The sequence below is a fragment of the Streptomyces bugieae genome (assembly GCF_036352915.1).
Classification (GTDB): Bacteria; Actinomycetota; Actinomycetes; order Streptomycetales; family Streptomycetaceae; genus Streptomyces; species Streptomyces endophytica.
Map to the genome: position 1 here is coordinate 15,908 of NZ_JAZBJP010000003.1, position 20,912 is coordinate 36,819.

17 protein-coding genes are annotated in these 20,912 nt (G+C 73.4%); 3 read left to right on the forward strand and 14 right to left on the reverse strand.

Features of this window, described 5'->3' with window-relative positions; translation table 11 throughout:
* Positions 1–7 precede the first annotated feature (7 nt).
* On the reverse strand, positions 8–808 hold the full coding sequence (locus V2J85_RS10235) for a crotonase/enoyl-CoA hydratase family protein (protein ID WP_261952795.1): 801 nt from the start codon (positions 806–808) through the stop codon (positions 8–10).
* A 189-nt stretch (positions 809–997) separates the two neighbouring features.
* Between V2J85_RS10235 and V2J85_RS10240 the strand changes: the two genes are divergently transcribed.
* The gene (locus tag V2J85_RS10240) at positions 998–2,626 is read left to right on the forward strand and encodes an acyl-CoA synthetase (RefSeq protein ID WP_330821435.1); all 1,629 of its coding nucleotides are present in this window, start codon (positions 998–1,000) and stop codon (positions 2,624–2,626) included.
* A 54-nt stretch (positions 2,627–2,680) separates the two neighbouring features.
* Here V2J85_RS10240 and V2J85_RS10245 read toward each other — a convergent pair whose 3' ends face one another.
* Both V2J85_RS10245 and V2J85_RS10250 read right to left on the reverse strand, forming a co-directional pair.
* Positions 2,681–3,310 carry a chorismate mutase gene (locus V2J85_RS10245; RefSeq protein WP_261952793.1) on the reverse strand — a complete coding sequence of 210 codons (630 nt, stop codon included), beginning with the start codon at positions 3,308–3,310 and terminating at the stop codon, positions 2,681–2,683.
* Between the two features lie 124 nt (positions 3,311–3,434).
* Positions 3,435–4,133, reverse strand: coding sequence for an alpha/beta fold hydrolase (locus tag V2J85_RS10250; protein WP_330821436.1), 699 nt, complete (start codon positions 4,131–4,133; stop codon positions 3,435–3,437).
* A gap of 122 nt (positions 4,134–4,255) precedes the next feature.
* Here V2J85_RS10250 and paaK point away from each other — a divergent pair, with 122 nt between their 5' ends.
* Positions 4,256–5,584, forward strand: coding sequence for a phenylacetate--CoA ligase PaaK (gene paaK, locus V2J85_RS10255; protein WP_330821437.1), 1,329 nt, complete (start codon positions 4,256–4,258; stop codon positions 5,582–5,584).
* 4 nt (positions 5,585–5,588) lie between these two features.
* Here paaK and V2J85_RS10260 read toward each other — a convergent pair whose 3' ends face one another.
* The 5 genes from V2J85_RS10260 to V2J85_RS10280 form a co-directional block, all read right to left on the reverse strand.
* Positions 5,589–6,389 (reverse strand): VOC family protein, encoded by an 801-nt coding sequence (locus V2J85_RS10260; RefSeq protein ID WP_261952790.1) that lies wholly within the window; start codon positions 6,387–6,389, stop codon positions 5,589–5,591.
* A 168-nt stretch (positions 6,390–6,557) separates the two neighbouring features.
* Positions 6,558–8,069 carry an acyl-CoA synthetase gene (locus V2J85_RS10265; protein ID WP_330821438.1) on the reverse strand — a complete coding sequence of 504 codons (1,512 nt, stop codon included), beginning with the start codon at positions 8,067–8,069 and terminating at the stop codon, positions 6,558–6,560.
* A 41-nt stretch (positions 8,070–8,110) separates the two neighbouring features.
* Positions 8,111–9,667, reverse strand: a complete 1,557-nt coding sequence (locus V2J85_RS10270) for an acyl-CoA synthetase (protein WP_261952788.1) — start codon at positions 9,665–9,667, stop codon at positions 8,111–8,113.
* 19 nt (positions 9,668–9,686) lie between these two features.
* On the reverse strand, positions 9,687–10,790 hold the full coding sequence (locus V2J85_RS10275; RefSeq protein ID WP_261952787.1) for an NAD(P)H-dependent flavin oxidoreductase: 1,104 nt from the start codon (positions 10,788–10,790) through the stop codon (positions 9,687–9,689).
* A gap of 110 nt (positions 10,791–10,900) precedes the next feature.
* Positions 10,901–12,478 (reverse strand): phytoene desaturase family protein, encoded by a 1,578-nt coding sequence (locus V2J85_RS10280; RefSeq protein ID WP_261952786.1) that lies wholly within the window; start codon positions 12,476–12,478, stop codon positions 10,901–10,903.
* A 179-nt stretch (positions 12,479–12,657) separates the two neighbouring features.
* On the opposite strand from V2J85_RS10280, the gene V2J85_RS10285 reads away from it, so the two are divergent.
* Positions 12,658–13,968, forward strand: a complete 1,311-nt coding sequence (locus V2J85_RS10285; RefSeq protein ID WP_330821439.1) for a glycoside hydrolase family 27 protein — start codon at positions 12,658–12,660, stop codon at positions 13,966–13,968.
* Positions 13,969–13,974: 6 nt separating this feature from the next.
* Here the strand turns inward: V2J85_RS10285 and V2J85_RS10290 are convergent, their stop codons facing one another.
* From V2J85_RS10290 to V2J85_RS10315, 6 genes are all read right to left on the reverse strand, one after another.
* The gene (locus tag V2J85_RS10290; protein ID WP_330821440.1) at positions 13,975–15,915 is read right to left on the reverse strand and encodes a serine/threonine-protein kinase; all 1,941 of its coding nucleotides are present in this window, start codon (positions 15,913–15,915) and stop codon (positions 13,975–13,977) included.
* 33 nt (positions 15,916–15,948) lie between these two features.
* Positions 15,949–16,845 (reverse strand): oxygenase MpaB family protein, encoded by an 897-nt coding sequence (locus tag V2J85_RS10295; protein WP_330821441.1) that lies wholly within the window; start codon positions 16,843–16,845, stop codon positions 15,949–15,951.
* A gap of 9 nt (positions 16,846–16,854) precedes the next feature.
* A complete protein-coding gene (locus tag V2J85_RS10300) occupies positions 16,855–18,033 on the reverse strand; it encodes an acyl-CoA dehydrogenase family protein (protein WP_261952782.1) in 1,179 nt (392 codons plus the stop codon).
* 197 nt (positions 18,034–18,230) lie between these two features.
* The gene (locus V2J85_RS10305) at positions 18,231–18,656 is read right to left on the reverse strand and encodes an SH3 domain-containing protein (RefSeq protein ID WP_330821442.1); all 426 of its coding nucleotides are present in this window, start codon (positions 18,654–18,656) and stop codon (positions 18,231–18,233) included.
* A gap of 114 nt (positions 18,657–18,770) precedes the next feature.
* Positions 18,771–19,535 (reverse strand): VOC family protein, encoded by a 765-nt coding sequence (locus V2J85_RS10310; RefSeq protein WP_261952780.1) that lies wholly within the window; start codon positions 19,533–19,535, stop codon positions 18,771–18,773.
* Positions 19,536–19,641: 106 nt separating this feature from the next.
* Complete coding sequence (locus V2J85_RS10315; protein WP_261952779.1) at positions 19,642–20,796, reverse strand: FAD-dependent oxidoreductase; 1,155 nt, start codon at positions 20,794–20,796, stop codon at positions 19,642–19,644.
* Positions 20,797–20,912 lie beyond the last annotated feature (116 nt).

Here is a 20,912-nt window from a genome sequence, read left to right on the forward strand (position 1 = left end):
CCTCGGGTCAGGCGCGCTTGTACACGGGCGGTCGCTTCTCCGCGAAGGCGCGGGCGCCCTCCTTGGCGTCGGCGGTGTCGAAGACCGGCCAACCGCGGGCGAGTTCGGCGGCGAGGCCGTCGGTCTCGGTCATCTCCGCGGTCTCGTACACCGACGCCTTCACGGCCTCGACGGCGAGCGGGCCGCAGGCGTTGATCCGCTCGGCGATCTCCAGGGCCTCGGCGAGCGCGGTGCCGTCGGGGACGACGTGGCCGATCAGGCCGATGTCGGCGGCCTCGCGGGCGGTGTAGGGGCGGCCGGTGAGCAGCATCTCCAGGGCGTGGGTGCGCGGGATCTGGCGCTGCAGGCGGACCGTCGAGCCGCCGATGGGGAACAGGCCGCGCCTGACCTCGAAGAGCCCGAAGGTGGCGGACTCCCCGGCGACCCGGATGTCGGTGCCCTGGAGGATCTCCGTGCCGCCCGCCACGCACGCCCCCTCGACGGCGGCTATCACCGGCTTGCGCGGGCGGTGGTGCCGCAGCATCGCCTTCCAGTGCAGGTCGGGGTCGGCGGTGAGCCGGTCGCGGTACTGCTGGCCCGTCATGCCCTTCCCGGCCAGGGCCTTGAGGTCCATCCCGGCGCAGAACGCGCCACCGGCGCCGGTGAGCACGATCGAGCGGATCGCGTCGTCCTCGTCGGCCGCCAGCCAGCCGTCGTACAGGCCGACGAGCATGGGGAGCGAGAGTGCGTTCTTGGCGTCGGGCCTGTTGAGCGTGAGCACCAGTGTGGCGCCTTCGCGCTGCACGGTGAGGTGTTCCGTCCCACCCATTGCGGTCTCCCGTCTGCAGGAACGAGAACAGGTTGCAGTAGCCGCACGGTGAGTTCAAGGCTTTTCTGACAGGTAGTCAGATTACTTGCGCCGGGCCCCTTCCCTGCTCCCGCCCGCGGCGCTCTAATGACCGCCGGGGTCCGGACCCGCGGGCTCCCCTGCGCCGACGCCGCCCGGTCTGGAGGAGACGTGGAGTACAACCTTGCCGACCTCTTCGAGTCGATCGTGGACACCGTTCCCGACCGCGAGGCCCTGGTGTACCTCGACCACCCGGGGACCGGCGCGGAGCGGCGGCTGACCTACGCGGAGCTGGACCGCGCCGCCAACCGGCTGGCCCACCACCTCGCCGGCCGGGGCATCGGCCCCGGGGACCACGTCGGGCTGCACCTCTACAACGGCGTCCCCTACCTCCAGGCGGTGTACGCCTGCCTGAAGATCCGCGCCGTGCCCGTGAACGTCAACTACCGCTATGTCGAAGAGGAGTTGGTGTACCTCTACCGGGACGCGGACCTGGTGGGGCTGGTCTTCGACGCGGAGTTCACCGAGCGGGTGGCCGCCGCCCTGCCGCGGGCGCCGCACCTGCGGCACCTGGTGCGGGTCGGCACCCCGCCGGAAGGCGCCCCCGAACCGGCCCTCGCGCCGGTCGCGCTCGCGGACGCCGAGGCGTCCGGCTCACCGGCGCGCGGCTTCGGGCCGCGCTCCGCCGACGACCAGATCGTCATCTACACCGGCGGCACCACCGGCATGCCCAAGGGCGTGATGTGGCGGCACGAGGACCTCTTCTTCTCCGGCATGGGCGGCGGGGCCCCGACCGGCGATCCGGTCGCCCGGCCGCAGGAGCTGGCCGAACGGGTCGCGGCCGGCGGCGAGGGGATCGTCTTCTTCCCCACTCCCCCGCTGATGCACGGCACCTCGACCCTGACCGCGTTCATCGCCTTCCACTTCGGCCAGAAGGTCGTCCTGCACCGCAAGTACGTGCCCGAGGAGGTGCTGCGGACCGTCGAACGGGAGCGGGTCACCAGCGTCTCGCTGGTGGGCGACGCGATGCTGCGCCCGCTCGTCGACGCGCTCGCCGGGCCGCTCAAGGGCACCGACTGCTCCTCGCTGTTCAGCGTCAGCAGCTCCGGCGCGATCCTCTCCGAGACGGTACGCGCCCAGTTCACCGCGCTGGTGCCGAACGTGATGCTGCTCAACAACTTCGGCTCCTCGGAGTCCGGCTTCAACGGCACCGCGACCGACGACTCGGGCCCCGCCAAGGGGTTCCGGCTGCGGGTCAACTCCCGTACGGCCGTGGTCGATCCGGCGACGCACGAGCCGGTGCCGGCCGGCGAGGTGGGCCGGCTCGCGCAGTGCGGCCACGTACCGCTGGGCTACTACAACGACCCGGCGAAGACCGCCGAGACCTTCTTCGAGGCGCGGGGCGACCGGTGGGTGCTGCTGGGCGACATGGCCACCGTCGACGAGGAGGGCATCGTCACCGTCCTCGGCCGGGGCTCGCAGTGCATCAACTCCGGGGGCGAGAAGGTCTATCCGGAGGAGGTCGAGCAGGCCCTGAAGGCCCATCCGGACGTCTACGACGCGCTGGTGGCGGGCGTCCCGGACGACCGGTGGGGCAACCGGGTCGCGGCGGTGGTGCAACTCCGCGACGGCAGCGGCCCGTTGGACCTGGCCGCTCTCCAGGACCACTGCCGGACCCGGCTGGCCGGCTACAAGGTCCCGCGCGCGGTGGTCTTCACCGACCGCATCCAGCGCTCCCCGAGCGGCAAGGCCGACTACCGCTGGGCGAAGGCGGTGGCGGCCGGCGAACGGGCGGGGTGAGGGCCGCGGGGCGCCCGCCCGGGCCGCCCCGGTCGCCGGCGGGTGGGCCGCCGTTCAGCCGGCCGCCCCGCACACCGACGCCAGCGAGCGGGCCAGGGCCACGGTGTGCAGCGGGTCCAGGTGGCGTGCGTGGCGCACCCGGGCGCCGGCCACGGTCAGCAGCGGGCGGCAGGACGGTGCGGAGCGGGCCGGCGCGGAGGCGGCGATGGCACGCACCAGTTCCGTGTTGATGCGGTTGATCTCCTTGCGGACCTCGTCGAGGTCGGGGCGCTCGGCCGGGGCCTCGGCGGGATCGGCCTCCCAGCGGCGGTGCAGTCCGCGCTGCACGATCTTGTTGGCCTCGATCTGGTCCCGGAAGATCCGCACCGTCGCGGCCGGGTCGGCGCCGAGCTGCCGGGCCTGCTCCGCCACCGCGTCCAGCACCTGCTGCTCGCGGGCCGGATCGTCGATCGGGCTGCCGGTGCCCCACTTCGCCGCGGCCACCAGGTCGCCGGTGGCCAGCCGCTCCGCGGACAGCGCGGCGAGCGGGCGGAGCCGGTCGTACGGGGAATGCGCCCGGGCGGCGGCCGGGGCCGCGGGTGCGGGGGCGGCGGGTGCCGCGACGGCGCCGCCGGCCCCGGTGAACAGCAGGGTCGCGGCGGCGCCGGCGATCAGCGCACGGCTCATCGAGCGGGTCAGCTGCACGGTCGGCCTTTCTCGAACCTCGGGCCGGCCGGCGGGAGTTCCCGCGGCGGGCCGTACGCGGGGAGGCGTACGGCCGCGAGCCTAAGGGACGGGCGCGCCCGCCGTCCCGGGTCCGGACGGCCGGCTACCGCGGGGCCGGCAGGAACGAGGTGACCGCGGCGAGGAACTCGCCCGGACGCTCCTCGTGGACGAGGTGGCCGGCGCCCTCGACGGTCACCAGGCGGGCGTCGGGGATCACGTCGGCCATCTCGGCGAGGTGTTCCTGCGGGATGTGGCTGGTGGGGCCGCCGGCGATGACGAGGGTGGGGGCGGTGATCCGCGGCAGGCACTCCCACCACCGCGGGTCGGGGGCGTTGCGTTCGGCCACCACCGCGGTCTTGGCGCGCCAGTCGAACGCCTGCGGGCCGGCCGGCTGCTCCGGTGCCTCCTGCGGTGGGGCGGCGGGGAGCGGCGGGGCGGCCTCCTCCAGGACCAGCCGGTCCACCAACTCGGGCCGGTCGGCGGCCACCAGCAGGGCGGTCAGGGCGCCGGCCGAGTGGCCGATGAGGGTCACCCGCTTCAGCCCGAGCGCCTGGAGGAAGCCGATCACGTCGTCCCGCCAGCGGGCGAAGCCGTACTCCCCCGGCCAGTCGCTGCTCCCGTGGCCGCGCTGGTCGAGGGCGAAGACCCGGTGGGTGCCGGCGAGCCGGCCGACCACGCCGCGCCAGTCCTCGCCGTCCTCGCCGAGACAGTGCAGCAGCACGACCGGGGGCGCGTCCTCCTCTCCCCACACCCGGTATGCCAGCCGAACGTCACCTACCTGCACTTTCCGGACGTCACTCATGCGCTGGACGCTACCCGGGGGCCTGCTGCGCCACGCCCCTTGACGTGTTCGCCGCGCGCTGATTACTTGGATCAGCACGCAGCTACCGAATGATCGGTAGGGAGACGAGGCGGTGACACTCCATGCCGGAAGCGGCCACGGGCGGGGCGACGGACAGCACGGCGTTCGACGAGGCGGAACGGCTCTCGCCGGACGCCCTGCGGGACCTCCAGCTGACCCGGCTGCGCGCCTCGTTGCGCCACGCCTATGACCACGTGCCCTTCTACCGCGCGGCGTTCGACCGGGCCGGGGTGCGCCCCGAGGACTGCCGGACCCTCGGTGACCTGGCCCGCTTCCCGTTCACGGTCAAGGACGATCTGCGCGCGCAGTACCCCTTCGGGATGTTCGCGGTCCCCAAGGAGGAGGTGCGGCGCCTCCACGCCTCCAGCGGCACCACCGGCCGCCCGACCGTGGTCGGCTACACCGAACGCGACCTCGCCCACTGGGCGGACGTGGTCGCCCGCTCGATCCGCGCGGCCGGCGGCCGGCCCGGCCACACGATCCACATCGCCTACGGCTACGGGCTGTTCACCGGCGGGCTGGGCGCGCACTACGGCGCGGAGCGGCTCGGCTGCACGGTCGTCCCGGCGTCCGGCGGGATGACCGGCCGGCAGGTGCAGATCATCCAGGACTTCCGGCCCGAGATCATCATGGTCACGCCGTCGTACATGCTCACCCTGCTGGACGAGTTCGAGCGGCAGGGCATCGATCCGCGGTCGACCTCGCTGAAGGTCGGCATCTTCGGTGCCGAGCCCTGGACGGAGCAGATGCGCCGGGAGATCGAGGAGCGGTTCGCGATCGACGCGGTGGACATCTACGGGCTGTCGGAGGTGATGGGCCCGGGGGTCGCCCAGGAGTGCGTGGAGACCAAGGACGGGCTGCACATCTGGGAGGACCACTTCTATCCGGAGGTGGTCGACCCGGTCACCGGTGAGGTGCTGCCGGACGGTGAGCACGGCGAGCTGGTCTTCACCTCGCTCACCAAGGAGGCGATGCCGGTCGTCCGCTACCGCACCCGCGATCTGACCCGGCTGCTGCCGGGCACCGCCCGGCCGGCCTTCCGCCGGATGGAGAAGATCACCGGGCGCTGCGACGACATGATCATTCTGCGGGGGGTCAATCTCTTCCCGGCGCAGATCGAGGAGATCGTGCTGCGCACGCCCGGTGTCGCCCCGCACTTCCAGCTGAGGCTCACCCGCGAGGGCCGGATGGACCATCTGACCGTACGCGCCGAGGCCCGCCCCGGTGCCACCCCCGAGGCGCGCACGGCGGCCGTGGGGCTGATCGCACGCGGGGTCAAGGAGGGGATCGGGGTCTCGGTCGCCGTGGAGATCGTCGATCCGGAGACGCTGGAGCGCTCGGTCGGCAAGATCAAGCGGATCGTGGACGCCCGGCCGCGGGACACCGCCTGACCGCTCAGGTCATCTCCGGGTCCCCCTTGATCAGGGCGAACGGCGCGCCGGCCGGGTCCGTCACCATCGCCAGCCGGCCGACGCCGGGGGCGTTGGTCGGCGGGATGAGGACCGTGGCGCCGTGGTCGAGGGCGGCGGCGAAGGTCGCGTCGCAGTCGGTCACGCCGAAGTACGGGTGCCACTCCGAGGTCGAGCCGGCTGCCAGATTCTCCTCCGCCAGCTGCAGCACGCCGCCCTGGCCGGTGTCCTCGCCCTCGCCGCCGCCCGGCGAGGAGACGATCGAGTAGAACCGGTCGCCGCCCATCGGCAGGTCCTGGAAGCTCCAGGAGAACACCGAGCGGTAGAAGCCCTTCGCCATGGCCACGTCGGTGGTGTACAGCTCCGTCCAACACAGGGCGTTGGGCTCCATGACCACCTCCAGGCCCGGGACGTCACCAGGCTGCCAGACAGCGAAATCGGCGCCGGTCGGATCGGTGTAGGCGGCCAGCCGGCCGGCCGTGAAGACGTCCATCGGCGCGACCCGCACCGCGCCGCCGGCCTGCTCCACCGCCTTGGTCGTGGCGTCGGCGTCGCTGGTGTGGAAGTACGCCGTCCAGGCCGGGCTCGCGCCCTCCTCGGTGAGCGGGCCGACGGCGCCCACGGTCTTCCCGTCGAGCTGGAAGAAGCCGTAGCCGCCGGACTCCGGGCCGGCGGACTGCACGCGCCAGCCGAAGACGGCGGAGTAGAAGGCGACGGCGGCGTCGACATCGGGCGTCCCCAGGTCGAGCCAGTTGGGGGTGCCGGGGACGTAACGGGTGGTCAGCATGGTGTCCTCCGTCGTGCGGAACGAGACGTGCCGTGCGGAACGGGACGTGCAGGGCCGTCGGCCGGCTGTTCTCCGGCCACGATTTCAGGATGGCAGGGGGCACTGACAGTCGCCCTCCGCACGCGTCGCGCGCGCCGCGCGCCGCCCGGCGCGTCCCGCCCGCCCGGCTCAGGACGCCGCGAACCGTTCCCGGAGCTCCCGCTTGAGGACCTTGCCGCTGGCGTTGCGCGGCAAGGCGTCCACGAACACCACCCGTTTGGGGGCCTTGAACGGCGCGAGCCGGGCCCGGGCCGCCTCGATCAGCTCCTGTTCCCCGACCACGTCTCCGTCCGGACGCCGTACGACCACGGCGGTCACCGCCTCGATCCAGCGCTCGTCGGGCAGCCCGATGACCGCGACCTCGGCCACCTGGGGGTGGGCGTAGAGCGCGTCCTCCACCTGGCGCGAGGCGACCAGCACGCCACCGGAGTTGATGACGTCCTTGACCCGGTCCACGACGGTGAAATAGCCCTCCGCGTCCCGGACGGCCAGGTCCCCGGAGTGGAACCAGCCGTCGCGGAACGCCTCGGCGGTCTCCTCGGGCTTGTCCCAGTAGCCGGTGCACAGCTGCGGGGAGCGGTAGACGACCTCGCCGGGAGTGCCGTCGGGCACCTCCCGGCCCGACTCGTCGACCACCCGCGCCTCGACGAACAGCACCGGACGCCCGCAGGAGTCCATCCGGCCCTCGTGCTCGTCCGGTCCCAGCACGGTGGCCAGCGGGCCGATCTCGCTCTGCCCGAAGCAGTTGTAGAAGGCCAGCCCGGGCAGCCGGGCGCGGAGCCGTTCGAGGACCGGCACCGGCATGATCGAGGCGCCGTAGTACGCCTTGCGCAGCGCGCTCAGGTCACGGTCGGCGAACCCGGGGTGCTGCGACAGGCCGATCCACACCGTGGGCGGTGCGAACAGGCTGTCCGCCCGGCCCGCCGCGACCAGGTCGAGGATCCGCCCGGGGTCGGGCGCGTCGAGGATCGTGTTCTCCGCGCCGACCGCCAGGTAGGGCAGCAGGAAGACGTGCATCTGCGCGGAGTGGTAGAGCGGCAGGGAGTGGACCGGGCGGTCGCTCTCCTTCAGGTCCAGGGCGGTGATCGCGCTGACGTACTCGTGCACCAGGGCGCGGTGGGTCATCATCGCGCCCTTGGGCAGTGCGGTGGTGCCGGAGGTGTAGAGGAGCTGGACCAGGCCGCCGGCGTCCGGCGCCGCGGGGTCCGGGTCCGCGGGCGCGGTGCGCAGCCGGGCCAGCAGCGCGTCGTCGGTGCCGCGCAGCGGCAGGACCCGCGCGGAGTCCGGCAGCCGCCCGGCGAGCTGCGGATCGGCGACGACGAGGGAGCTGCCGGACTGCTCGACGAGGTAGCGCAGTTCGTCGCCGGTGAGATGGTGGTTCATGGGTACGTGGACGAGTCCGGCGCGGGCGCAGCCGAGGAAGCCGATGAGGTAGGCGTCGGAGTTGTGGCCGTAGGACCCGACCCGGTCGCCGGGGCGCAGTCCCGTCCCGCGGAGCACCGCGGCCGCGGCCGACACGGCCTCGTCGAGCTCCCGGTAGGTCCAGGTCCGGTCGCCGTACCGGACCGCGGTGCGGTGCGGCACCCGCCGGGCGCTCCGCCGCAGGATCCCGTCCACCGTGCTGCTGCGCACATCAGTCATGGCGGGATCCTGCGGGCGGCCCGGTGCGAGGTCAAGTACCGCTACACGGCGCGCTCCCGGCCCTCCCAGTAGGGGTCGCGGAGCCTGCGCTTGTAGAGCTTGCCGTTGGGGTCGCGGGGCATGACGGCGATGAAGTCGACCGACTTGGGCCGTTTGTAGCCGGCGAGTTGGCGCTCGCAGTGCGCCAGGATGTCGGCGGCGAGAGCGGGCCCGGGCTCATGGCCCTCGGCGGGTTCGACGACGGCCTTGACCTCCTCGCCCCAGTCGTCGTGCGGGATGCCGAAGGCCGCGGCGTCGGCGACGGCGGAGTGGCCGAGCAGGGCGGATTCGATCTCGGCGGGATAGATGTTCACCCCGCCCGAGATGATCATGTCGATCTTGCGGTCGCGGAGGAAGAGGTAGCCGTCCTCGTCGAGGTGGCCGAGGTCGCCGACGGTGAAGAAGTCCCCGATCCGGTTCTTCCGGGTCTTGCCCTCGTCCTTGTGGTAGCGGAAGCCGCCGGTGGTCATCTTCATGTAGACGGTGCCGAGTTCGCCGGGCGGCAGGCGGTTGCCGTCGTCGTCGAAGACGGCCAGTTCGCTGATCGGCCAGGCCCGGCCGACCGTTCCGGGTTTCTTCAGCCAGTCCTCGGCGGTCGCGAAGGCGCCGCCGCCCTCGCTCGCCGCGTAGTACTCCTCGACGCAGCCGCCCCACCAGTCGATCATGGCGCGTTTGACGTGGTCGGGGCAGGGTGCGGCGCCGTGGATGGCGTGCCGCAGCGCGCTCACGTCGTAGGCCGCCCGGGTCGCCTCGGGGAGCGCGAGCAGGCGGTGGAACTGGGTGGGCACCATGTGGGTGTGGGTGCAGCGGTGCCGGTCGATCAGGGCCAGCATGCCCTCGGGGGTCCATTTGTCCATCAGGACGACGCGGTGGCCCAGGTGCAGTGAGGCACCGGCGAACTGCAGGACGGCCGTGTGGTAGAGCGGCGAGCAGACCAGGTGGACGTTGCCGTCGAACGGCTTGATGCCGAAGATGCCGAGGAATCCGCCGAGATGGGCCTGCTCGGGCGGGGTGCCGGGCAGCGGGCGGCGGATGCCGCGCGGCCGTCCGGTGGTGCCGGAGGTGTAGTTCATCACCCAGCCCAGCGTCCGGCCGTCGGGCGCGGACTCCGGCTGTCCGTCGAGGAGTTCGCGGTACGGCCGGAAACCGTCCGCCGTGCCGACCAGATAGCGCCGGGCGGCCGGCAGTTCCGCCTCGTCCGCCGCCTGCCGGGCCGCGTCGGCGAACCGCTCGTGCGCGATCAGCACCTTCGCCCCGGAGTCGGCGACGATCCAGGCGATCTCCGGGCCGACCAGGTGGTGGTTGACCGGGACGAGGTAGAAACCGGCCTGGGACGCGGCGAGGTAGGCGGTGAAGAACTCCACGCCGTTGGGGAGGACCACGGCGAAGGCGTCGCCGCGCTCCAGGCCGGCCGCGCGCAGCCCGTGGACCAGCCGGTTGCTCGCGGCGTGCAGCCGGCCCGCGGTCCACTCCTCGCCGTCCGGAGCGATCAGCGCCGTGCGGTCCGGGTCGGCGGCGGCCTGGGCCCAGAAGCCGTTGGGCGGTGGGGAGTTGGTCATTCCGCTGTCCTCCTCGGGTTCATGCGCGTCCGGCGATGCGGTTGATGCGGTCGATGGCCCGCTCGAAGCCGCGGGTGAGGTCGTCGAAGACGGCCTGGACGCTGCGTTCGCTGTTCATCCGGCCGACGATCTGGCCGACCGGGGTGCCCAGCAGCGGCTCGACCTCGTGCCGCTGGATGCGGGAGTTCGCCTCGGCGACCAGCAGTCCCTGCAGCGGCATCGGCAGCGGGCCGGGCCCGGCCGGATCGTCCCAGGCGTCGGTCCACTCGGTGCGCAGCTGCCGGGCGGGTTTGCCGGTCAGGGCGCGGGAGCGGACGGTGTCGCCGGGGCCGGCGGCGAGCAGTTTGGCGGTCAGCCGCCGGGAGTGGAGTTCGGCCTCGCGGGTGGTCAGCCAGATCGAGCCGAGCCAGACGCCCTGGGCGCCCAGGGCGAGTCCGGCGGCGATCTGCTCGCCGGTGCCGATGCCGCCGGCCGCGAGCACCGGCAGCGGGTCGACCGCGGCCACCACCTCGGGGGTGAGGACCATGGTGGCGATCTCGCCGGTGTGTCCGCCGGCCTCGTAGCCCTGGGCGACGACGATGTCGATGCCGGCGGCCCGGTGGTGCCGGGCGTGCCGGGGGCTGCCGGCCAGCGCGGCGACCAGGATGCCGTGGTCGTGGGCGCGTTGGACGATGTCCGGGGGCGGTGAGCCGAGGGCGTTGGCGAGCAGCTTGATCGGGTAGTCGAAGGCCACGTCGAGCTGGGTGCGGGCGACCTGTTCCATCCAGCCGGTGATCCGCCAGCCGGACGCCTCGCCCTCGGCGAGCGGCGGTACGCCGTGTTTGTCGAGGAGTCCGTCGACGAACCGGCGGTGCCCGTCCGGGATCATCGCCTCGACATCGGCCTCGCTGACACCCGCCACCTTCTTGGCGGGCATCACCACGTCGAGCCCGTACGGCAGCCCGTCGGTGTGCTCCTGCATCCAGTCGAGGTCGCGGGCGAGGGCGTCCGGCGCGGTGTAGCGGACCGCGCCGAGCACCCCGAACCCGCCGGCCCGGGTGATCGCCGCGGCGACCGCGGGGAAGGGGGTGAACCCGAAGACGGCGTGCTCCGCGCCCAGCCTGTTGCTCAGCTCCGTCTGCATGCGCGCAGGATGCCGCAGGGCGCCGGGCGAGGGAAGAGATTTTCTGATGCTGCGTCAGAAAATTGCCGGGGGACCGGCCCGGCCCGGGATCGCCGGGCCTTCTCGGGCCGTCACACCACGCCCTCCTCCAGCACCGCCATCGCCGCGTTGTGGCCGGGGATGCCGCTCACGCCGCCGCCGCGTACCGCGCCCGCACCGCACAGGAGGACGGCGTCGTGGCCGGTGGCCACCCCCCAGCGCGCCGCCGCGCCGGCCGGAGCCTCCGCCTCCGGGTCCGCGTACGGGAACGCCAGCTCGCGGTGGAAGATGTTGCCGCCCGGCAGGCCGAGTTCACGGTCCAGGTCGAGCGGGGACTTGGCCTCGACGCAGGGGCGGCCGTCGGCGTCCCGGGCGAGGCAGTCGGCGAGGGGTTCGGCGAGGTGGGTCTCCAGTTCGGCGAGGGTGGCCGCCAGGAGGCGGTCGCGGGTGGCGGCGTTGTCGGCGGTGTCGTCGGCGAACAGCCGCGCGGGGGTGTGCAGGCCGAAGAGGGTGAGCGTCTGGTAGCCGCGGCGGACCAGGTCGGCGCCGAGGATGGACGGGTCGGTCAGCGAGTGGCAGTAGATCTCGGAGGGCGGGGCGGCGGGCAGGCTGCCGGCGGCGGCCTGTTGGTAGGCCCGTTCCAGCTGGTCGTAGCCCTCGGCGATGTGGAAGGTGCCGGAGAACGCCTCGCGCGGGTCCACACCGGTGTCGCGGAGCCGGGGGAGCCGGGTGAGCAGCATGTTCACCTTCAGCTGGGCACCCTCGGCGGGCGGCGGCGGGGCCTCGCCGAGGAGGCGGGCGAGTTCCCGGGGCGAGGCGCCCACCAGGACCCGGCGGGCGCCGATGGTGCCCCGCTCGCAGGTGACCTCGGCGGTGCGGCCGTCGGTGGCGAGGGCGGTCACCGCGCAGTCGGTGACGATCTCCGCACCGGCCCGGCGGGCGGCGTCGGCCAGGGCGTCGGTGAGGGCGCCCATGCCACCGAGGGGGACGTCCCAGTCGCCGGTGCCGCCGCCGATGACGTGGTAGAGGAAGCAGCGGTTCTGGCGCAGGGACGGGTCGTGGGCGGTGGCGAAGGTGCCGATGAGGGCGTCGGTGAGGACCACCCCGCGCACCAGGTCGTCGGTGAAGGTCTCCTCGACCAGTTCGCCCAGGGGCCGCTCGAAGACGGCGTGCCAGGTGGCGTCGTCGTCGACCCGGGCGCGCAGCGCGGCGCGGGTGGGCAACGGTTCGGTGAGGGTGGGGAAGACCCGCTCGGCGAGCCGGCGGGTGGTGCCGTAGAAGCGCTCCCAGGCGGCGAACTCCCGGTCGGAACCGGTGAGTTCGGCGAAGGAGCGGCGGGTGCGGGCCTCGCCGCCGCCGACCAGGAGGCCGGTGGGGCGGCCGTGGCGTACCACGGGGGTGTAGGAGGAGACGGTGCGTTTGCGGACCGCGAAGCGCAGCCCGAGGTCCCGCACGATCTTCGGCGGCAGCAGGCTGACGAGGTAGGAGTAGCGGGACAGCCGGGCGTCGACACCGGTGAAGGTCCGGCTCGACACGGCGGCACCACCGATGTGGTCCAGCCGCTCCAGCACCAGCACGCCGAGTCCGGCGCGTGCGAGATAGGCGGCGGCCACCAGTCCGTTGTGCCCGCCACCGACGATGACCGCGTCATACGAAGTCCGTTCCGGCATGCCCCTTGGTAGCACGCGGTGATCGCGGAGGCCAGGTGCACGCGGCTGAAACCTCCACTCCTGGCGGTGCGGCTTCTTGACCGGGTCCGGGGCTGCTCCTAGCGTCCGGCCGTGCTCCACCTCGGCACCGCCCCGGCTGTCCCCCCGTCAGGCCGTCCCGCACACCCGTGAGGTGACCCGTGTCCCGTCCTTCGGTACCCCGCATCGGCCGCACCGTCGCCGGACTCACCGCCGTGGCCGCCTGCTCGGCCGGGCTGCTGGCCGCCCCGGCGCCCGCCTCCGCCACCCCCGACCCGGGCCGCGCGTCCGGCGCGGCGCCCGCCACCGGCCCGTACCCGAACCTGGCCCCCACGCCCCCGATGGGCTGGAACAACTGGTCGTACTACACCTGCCACGTCGACGAGAAAGTGGTGCTCGACAACGCCCGGGCACTGGTCCGTTCGGGGCTGGCGCAGAAGGGCTACCGGACCGTCACGGTCGACGACTGCTGGATGGCCAAGCAGCGCGGCCCCAAGGGCGAGCTGCTGCCGGACCCGGTGAAGTTCCCGCACGGCATGGCCTACGTGGGGCGGCAACTGCACGCCATGGGGCTGAGGTTCGGCATCTACGAGGACGTCGGCACGCTCACCTGTGAGAAGTACCCGGGCAGTCTCGGCCACTTCTCCGAGGACGCGAAGCTGTTCGCGAGCTGGCAGGTGGACTACGTCAAGGCGGACGGCTGCAACGTGCCCACCACACCGGGACACAGCAAGGAGGAGACCTACCGGGACCTGTACGGCCAGATGAGCCGCGCGCTGCGGGCCAGCGGCCGGCCCATCACCTTCTCCGTGTCCGCGCCGGCCTACTTCCAGTTCGACGGCGAAGGCGTCTGGCACCGGGTCATCGGCTGGTCGTCCGAGCTGGGGAACCTCTGGCGGGGCGGCCGGGACGTGGCGCTGCAGCAGAGCACCCCGGCCGCCAAGTGGTCCTCCATCGTCTACAACTTCCACTACAACGCGAACCTCGCCGATCTGCAGCGCCCAGGCCGTTGGAACGACCCGGACTTCCTGCTGGCCGGGGACTCCGGGCTCAGCCGGGACGAGATGCAGAGCCAGATGTCGCTGTGGGCGATGATGGCGGCGCCGCTGATCTCCAGCACGGACCTCGGCAAGCTCTCCCCGGAGGCCCTCGCGGTGCTGGGGAACGCGCACGTCATCGCGGTCGACCAGGATCCGCTGGGGATCCAGGGGCGCATCGTCGCACAGGACGACCACTCGGCCGTCCTGGCCAAGCCGCTGAGGAACGGCGACCGGGCGGTGGCCCTGTTCAACTCCGGTGACGCGCCGCGCACGCTGTCGGTCACCGCCGGCGCGGCCGGGCTGCCGGAGGCGTCCTCGTACCGGCTGCACGATCTGGTCACCGGTCACCGCAAGCACAGCGACGGGGACATCGTGGCGCGCGACGTGCCGGCGCACGGCACGGTGCTGTACCGGGTGACGCCGGCCGACTGAGCGGCCCTAGCGGCGGTGCGTCGCGCGCTCGCGGCGCAGGGCGGCGATCCGGCGGTGCAGGGCGGCCGCCTCGTCCTGGCGGCCGAGTTGTTCCAGGCACTGGGCGAGGTCGCTCTGGCTGGCCAGGGTGTCGGGGTGGGCGGCGCCCAGGGCCCGGGTGCGGGCGTCGGCGACCCGGCGGTAGCGCTCCAGCGCGTCGTCCCAGCGGCCCAGCCAGCCGAGGGCCACGGCGGTCTCCCGGAGGCTGACCAGCGTGTCGGGGTGGTCCGGGCCGAGCACCCGCTCGCGGGCCGCGGCCACCTCCTTCGCCTCGGCGAGCGCCTCCGGCCAGCGGCCCAGCCGTCCGAGGTTGACGCCGAGGCCGTGCCGGGCGCGCAGGGTGTCCGGGTCGTCGTCGCCCTGGGTGCGGGTGCGGGCGGCGACCAGGTCGTGGTAGAGCGTCAGCGCCTCGGCGCTGCGGCCGAGCCGGCCGAGGCCGATGCCGACCTCGGAACGGGCGTCGAGGGTGTCGGGATGGTCGGGGCCGAGCTCGACCGTACGGGCCGTCGCGACATCCTGGTGGGTGCGCAGCGCCTCGGCCCACTTGCCCAGCCGGCCCAGGACGTAGCCGAGTTCGTAGCGGGTGGTGAGGGTGTCGGGGTGGTGGGCACCGAGGACCCGGGCGCGGGCGGCGGCCACGTCCCGGGTCATGGCCCGGCAGTCCTCCAGCCGGCCCAGCCGGCCGAGGTTGCGTGCGAGGTGGTGGCGGCAGTCGAGAGTGTCGGGGTGGTCGGGCCCCAGGGTGCGTTCCTGGGCGGCCAGCACCTCGGCGTAGATCTGGTGGGCCTCGAAGTACCGGCCGTCGTCGCCGAGGGTCCGGCCGGACGCCAGCCGGGCGGCGAGGGCGGTGCGGCGGTCGTCCGGTGGTGCGGGGCTGGCGATCCCGGCGGCCACGGCGGCGTCGCCGGTCCGGGGGTCGCCGCCGGTCCAGGCGTCGGTGAGGACCGTGAGGGCGCGGTCCGGTACGGAGCGCGGCGCGCGGCGGGCGGAGACGGCCGGTGGGCCCGGGGTGATGCCCTCCGTCCAGGCCGGCGGGGCGAGGACGGTGGCGCCGTGTTCCTGGCGGGCGTCGGCGAGGCGTTTGGCCAGGTCGTCGGCGTCGCGGGGCCGCTCGTCGGGGTCCTTGGCGAGCAGCTGGAGCACGATCCGCTGGTAGGCCTCGGGCAGGTCGGGGCGGAGGGAGCGCGGCGGGGTGGGGGCGGTGTCACGGTGTCCGACGAGCACCGCCCAGGCGTCGCCGAGGTCGAACGGCGGGACGCCGGTGGCGAGTTCGTACAGCACGCAGCCGAGGGAGTACAGATCGCTGCGGTGGTCGACGGGGTGCGCGCCGATCTGCTCGGGCGACATGTAGTGCGGGCTGCCCATCGCGACGCCGGTGCCGGTGAGCCGGGCGGTGAAGCCGATGTCGTGGCCCAGCCGGGCGATGCCGAAGTCGCAGATCTTGACCGTGCCGTCGGCGGTGCGGACGATGTTCGCCGGTTTCAGGTCGCGGTGCACCACGGCTTGGCCGTGGGTGTAGGCGAGCGCGGCGGTGACCTGTTCGGCGATGTCGATGACGTCCGGGACGGGCAGCGGCTGGCGCCGGTTGTCGTCGAGCAGCTGGCTGAGGTTGCGGCCGGTGAGCAGCTCCATGACGAGGAAGAGGGTGCCCTGGTCCTCGCCGAAGTCGTGGACGACGGTGATGCCGCGGTGCTGGAGCGCGGCCGCGACCCGGGCCTCGCGGCGGAAGCGCTCGCGCAGGACGTCCAGGAACGAGGGCTCGTGCCGGGGCCCCAGCGGTTTGAGGCACTTGACGGCGATCTGCCGGCCCAGTGACTCGTCGCGGGCCCGCCAGACCTCGCCCATGCCGCCGCGCCCGATGGTGTCGAGCAGCCGGTACCGCCCCTGGATCAGCCGGTTCTCCGCCATCGTCTGTCGCCGCCCCCGTCCCCGCCCACGCGATCAGCCGCGCCGCTCCCCCTGCCCGTCCATTATTGCGGCGGCGCGGCGGAGCTTGTAGGCCGACGGACGGGTGTCGGGCCCGAGTCGTTCGACGGCACGCAGGATGTGCCGGGGCGGCAGCTGCCAGCGGACGGTGGGCGGAATGGCGCGAAGCAGGCGGCCGGTGGCGCGCAGACGGCGGGTGACGGCGGCGGGCGGCGGCGCCGGGCGCCCGTAGAGCCGGTGGGCGTACGCCGGGAGGGCGCCGTAGGCGAGCCGGGCGATCCACGGCCAGAGCACCGCGCGGGCCGGGACGAACACGGCGGGCGTCGGCGGCCGGCGGAGGAACGCGTCGACCTCCCGGGCCTCCGGGGTCAGCGCGAGGTGGGGCCGGACCCGTGCGAAGTACGCGGCGAACGCGGCGCGGTCGCCGGGGACCCGCGCCGGATCCAGCCCGACGAGCCGGCCGCTCTCGCGCTGTTCGCGCAGGTAGGCGTCGGCCTGGGCGTCGGTGAGCGGACAGCCGGAGCGGCGCAGCACCTGGAGGTAGGAGTCGACCTCGGCGCAGTGCACCCACAGCAGCAGCTCCGGCTCGTCGATGCGGTACCGCTCGCCGGTGGCCGGGTCGGTGGCGGTCAGCCTCCGGTGCAGCCCGCGGACCGCGGCGCCGGCCCGTTCGGCGGCGTCGGTGGTGCCGTACGTCGTCGTGCCGACGAAGTCCGCGGTGCGCATGAGCCGGCCCCAGGCGTCGCGCCGGAAGTCCGAGTTCGCAAGGACGCCGCGCACCGCGCGCGGGCAGAGCGCCTGCAGGTAGAGCGCGCGGATCCCGGCGATCCACATCAGCGGGTCACCGTGCAGCTGCCAGGTCACCGACGAGGGTCCGAAGAGTCCGGGGTCACCTGCGGGAGGGGTGTCCACGGCGTCAGGCTAACGCCGCACCCGCGGCATCCCCAGGCCGATCCAGGCGATGATCTCGCGCTGGATCTCGTTGTTGCCGCCGCCGAAGGTGAAGATCACCGCGGAGCGGTAGCCGCGTTCCAGTTCGCCGTGGAGGACGGCGCCCGCCGAGCCCTCCTTGAGGGCGCCCGCGGCGGCGACGACCTCCATGAGCCAGGCGTAGGCGTCCCGCCGCGCCTCGGAGCCGTACACCTTGACCGCGGAGGCGTCCTGCGGGGTCAGCGTGCCTTCCTGGAGGGCGTTGACCATGCGCCAGTTGAGGAGCTTCATCGCGTCCAGCTTGGTGTGCGTCTGCGCGAGGCGGCGGCGGACCCAGGGCAGGTCCACGACGCGGCGGCCGTCGGCGAGCTTGCTCTCCGTCGCCCAGCGCTGCACGTCGTGCAGGGCGCGGATGGCCATGGTGCCGTGGGCGGCGAGCGTGACGCGTTCGTGGTTGAGCTGGTTGGTGATCAGCCGCCAGCCCTTGTTCTCCTCGCCGACACGGCGCGAGACCGGGACGCGGATGTCCTCGTAGTAGCTCGCCGTGGTGTCGTGCGAGGCGAGCGTGTTGATCAGGGTGCAGGAGTAGCCGGGGTCGGAGGTCGGCACGAGGAGCATGGTGATGCCCTTGTGCGGTGGCGCGTCGGGGTCGGTACGGACGGCCAGCCAGACCCAGTCGGCGGTGTCGCCGTTGGTGGTCCAGATCTTCTGGCCGTTGACGACGTACTGGTCGCCGTCCCGTACGGCCCGCGTCTTCAGCGCGGCCAGGTCCGTGCCCGCCTCCGGCTCGCTGTAGCCGATGGCGAAGTCGAGCTCGCCGGAGAGGATGCGCGGCAGGAAGTACGCCTTCTGTTCCTCCGTGCCGAACCGCATGAGCGTCGGGCCGACGGTGTTCAGCGCCATCAGCGGCAGCGGGACGCCGGCCTGGGCGGCCTCGTCGAAGAAGAGGAACTGTTCCATCGGGGTCATCCCGCGCCCGCCGTACTCCTTCGGCCAGCCCACGCCGAGCCAGCCGTCCGCGCCGAGCCGGCGGACGGTCTCGCGGTAGAACCGCTTCTGCGCGGCCGGATCGGCGTACCGGGCGTAGGCGTGGTCCGGCACCAGTTCGGCGAAGTAGGTGCGCAGCTCGGCGCGCAACTGCTGCTGCTCGGGGGTGTATTCGAGGTGCACGGCCCCTCCAGATCGTCCGGTCGTCCGGGTCGTCCGGCCGGCGGCCACGTGTTTCTGACGGGTCGTCGGTTCACGGATCGGGGGGCAGAGTAGAACTTGTTCCAGTAATACGGAAGAGCGCGGCCCCGCCGGACGGGCGCACGAAGGCCCGGTGCGGCACCTTCGGGTACCGGACCGGGCCTGGGTGCCGGGCGCCATCAGCCCACGGCGTGCTTGGCCGCGTTGTTGTGGGGCGCCATCCGGCTGCGCTGCACTTCCTTGCAGTACTTGACGTTGCCGGTGTTGGTCACGTACTTCGCCGCGACCCAGGTCCCGCGCCCCTCGCCGGTCAGGTACCAGACGCTGTTGCCGCCGACCGGCTGGGTGCGCACCTTGCACACCAGGGTGACCTGGGCGCGGTGCCGGAGGAAGCCCTTCACCGAGGCATCGGTGCTGGGGTACTGACGCTCACTCAGCCCCATCTTGGTGGTGACGACACCGTACGGTTTGGCGGTCGGGGCGGGCGCCGCCTGGGCCGGGGCCATGGCGGACAGCGTCGCTCCGAGGGCGACAGCCGTGGTCAGTGCGCCCGCGCCGGCGGCGAGCTTTCTGCCGCGGACCGCGAGGAATTCGGTCGTGGACATGAGGGTCTCCTGTTCTTGACGCGCGATGCCACCCATTGGTGCGAAGTGGACATTACGCGCAAATCACCCCAGAAATGTGGTGAAACGACGAACAGGCCGCCGATCGTGTGACGGTCAGCCTTCGGTGCCCACGCGGTGGATACCGAAGGAGGCCCCCTGCGGGTCCCGGACCACCGCGATCCGCGGGCCCTCGGGGACGTCCGTGGGAGGCACCAGCAGCATGCCGCCGGACTCCGCGGCCCGGGCCGCGGTGTCGTCCACGTCGGCGACGGCGAAGTACGGCAGCCAGTGCGCCCGGACGTCGTCCGGGTAGAACTCGTCCAGCGCGCTCAGCCCGCCGAAGTCGGCGCCGCCGATCCCCCACTGCGGATAGTCCTCGTGGGTGCCCACGGTCCAGCCGAAGACCCGGGTGTAGAAGTGCTTGGCGGCCTCCTCGTCGCGGGTGGCGAGCTCGACCCAGCCCAGCGAACCGGGTGCGTTGAGCAGCGCCGCGCCGGGGAAGTCCCGGGCCTGCCATACCGAGAACACCGCGCCCTCCGGGTCCGCCAGCACCGCGAAGCGGCCCTGTTGGAAGACGTCCATCGGCGCCATCACCTGCCGCCCGCCGGCCTCGGTGACCGCCGCGGCCAGCGCATCGGCGCCCCGGGTCGCGAACGAGACGGTCCAGGCGGTCGGCTGGCCGGGGGCGTACAGCGGCGTCACCGCGGCGACCGGCGCGGCGCCCAGGTGGAAGACGGTGTAACCGCCGGCCTCCGGGCGCGGGTCGGTCTCCGCGCGCCAGCCGAAGACCTCGCGGTAGTACACCGCGGCGGCGTCGACGTCCGAGGTGCCCAGCTCCACCCAGCAGGGCGCGCCGGGGGTGGGCTCGGTGATCTTCACGGTGGGTTCCGTCTCCGTGCGGTGCCGTCGCTGTCCGTACGCTGCCGATCGTCCGACGGGCGCGCGGGGGCCGCAACCGGAGCTCGGCGCACCGGGTGTCGGGCCGCTACCCGTTCCGGGTCGTCCGCCGCAGGTGGCGCAGCGTGCCCTCCGGGGCGTCCGGGGCGAGGGCGTTGGCCAGGCCGCGGGCGGCCCCCTCGGCGGCGTCGGCGGAACGGGGCAGCAGCACGGCCTCGTAGGCGCGCAGCGCCGCGTCCCGGTCGGCGTGTTCGACGAGGGCCAGGGCGAGTTCGCTGCCGTCGAGCATGGCGAGGTTGGCGCCCATGCCGGAGAACGGCGTCATCAGGTGGGCCGCGTCGCCGAGCAGCGTCACGCCGGGGGTGTGCGCCCAGGTGTGCGGCACCGGCAGGGCGAACAGCGGCCGGTTGACGAATCCGCCGTCGTTGTCCGTCAGCAGCGCCAGCAGCCGGTCGTCCCAGCCGGCGAACCGGCCGAGCAGCGCGGCCCGTACCGCCTCGGTGTCCGTCATCGTCAGCCCGGCCTCCAGGGCCCAGTCCTCCGAGCCGCGGAAGGCGGCGTAGCCGCGGAGGTGGGCGTGGCTGTTGCGCTGGACGATCAGCGCCCGGTCGGCGGCGGACGCCATCATGCTGCCGCCGCCCACCAGCCGGGCGAGCGCGGGGTGGCGGGCGTCGGCGTCGTCGAGGGAGAACTCGACGAAGGTGACGCCGGAGTAGTGCGGGGTGGCGTCGGAGAGCAGCGGGCGGACCCGCGACCAGGCGCCGTCGGCGCCGATGACCAGGTCGAACTCCTCGGTGTGGCCGTCGTCGAATTCCGCCTTGTGCCGGCCGTCGCCCAACGGGTGCAGGGCGCGCAGGTAGTGGCCCCAGCGGACGGTGCCGGGCGTGAGGGAGTCCAGCAGCAGCCGGCGCAACTGCCCCCGATCGATCTCGGGGCGCTCGGTCGCGTCCGCGGCCGGGGCGTGCCGGAAGAGCAGGGTGGCGTCGCGGCCGTAGAGCCGCATCTCCTGCCCTTCGGGGCGGGCCAGGGCGGCGAACTCCTCGTACAGACCGGCCGCGCGCAGCGCCGCCTGGCCGGTGGCGGGGTGCAGGTCCAGGGTGCCGCCCTGCGGGCGGGCCCCGGCGGAGGCGTCCCGGTCGAGGACGGTGACCGGCAGGCCGTGCCGCTGGAGCACCCGGGCGCAGGTCAGCCCGCCGGGGCCGGCTCCGATGATCGCGATGCGGGGAGGGGTGGTGGGAAGCATGGAACCCAGAAAAGCACATCCGATTCGAAAGTACAACGACTTCACTTTTCGTGTTGCTGCACCTTCGATGCGGATCTCCCGGACGCAGCCTCACGCGGCCCCGGGTGCGGGTGTGT

Bases quoted from the DNA above. Each gene is read 5' to 3' on its own strand.
- V2J85_RS10280 (WP_261952786.1), bottom strand. From the start codon at position 12,478: ATGCCGGAACGGACTTCGTATGACGCGGTCATCGTCGGTGGCGGGCAC.
- V2J85_RS10270 (WP_261952788.1), bottom strand. From the start codon at position 9,667: ATGACCAACTCCCCACCGCCCAACGGCTTCTGGGCCCAGGCCGCCGCC.
- V2J85_RS10260 (WP_261952790.1), bottom strand. From the start codon at position 6,389: ATGCTGACCACCCGTTACGTCCCCGGCACCCCCAACTGGCTCGACCTG.
- V2J85_RS10265 (WP_330821438.1), bottom strand. From the start codon at position 8,069: ATGACTGATGTGCGCAGCAGCACGGTGGACGGGATCCTGCGGCGGAGC.
- V2J85_RS10235 (WP_261952795.1), bottom strand. From the start codon at position 808: ATGGGTGGGACGGAACACCTCACCGTGCAGCGCGAAGGCGCCACACTG.
- V2J85_RS10315 (WP_261952779.1), bottom strand. From the start codon at position 20,796: ATGCTTCCCACCACCCCTCCCCGCATCGCGATCATCGGAGCCGGCCCC.
- V2J85_RS10305 (WP_330821442.1), bottom strand. From the start codon at position 18,656: ATGTCCACGACCGAATTCCTCGCGGTCCGCGGCAGAAAGCTCGCCGCC.
- V2J85_RS10275 (WP_261952787.1), bottom strand. From the start codon at position 10,790: ATGCAGACGGAGCTGAGCAACAGGCTGGGCGCGGAGCACGCCGTCTTC.
- V2J85_RS10250 (WP_330821436.1), bottom strand. From the start codon at position 4,133: ATGAGTGACGTCCGGAAAGTGCAGGTAGGTGACGTTCGGCTGGCATAC.
- V2J85_RS10290 (WP_330821440.1), bottom strand. From the start codon at position 15,915: ATGGCGGAGAACCGGCTGATCCAGGGGCGGTACCGGCTGCTCGACACC.
- paaK (WP_330821437.1), top strand. From the start codon at position 4,256: ATGCCGGAAGCGGCCACGGGCGGGGCGACGGACAGCACGGCGTTCGAC.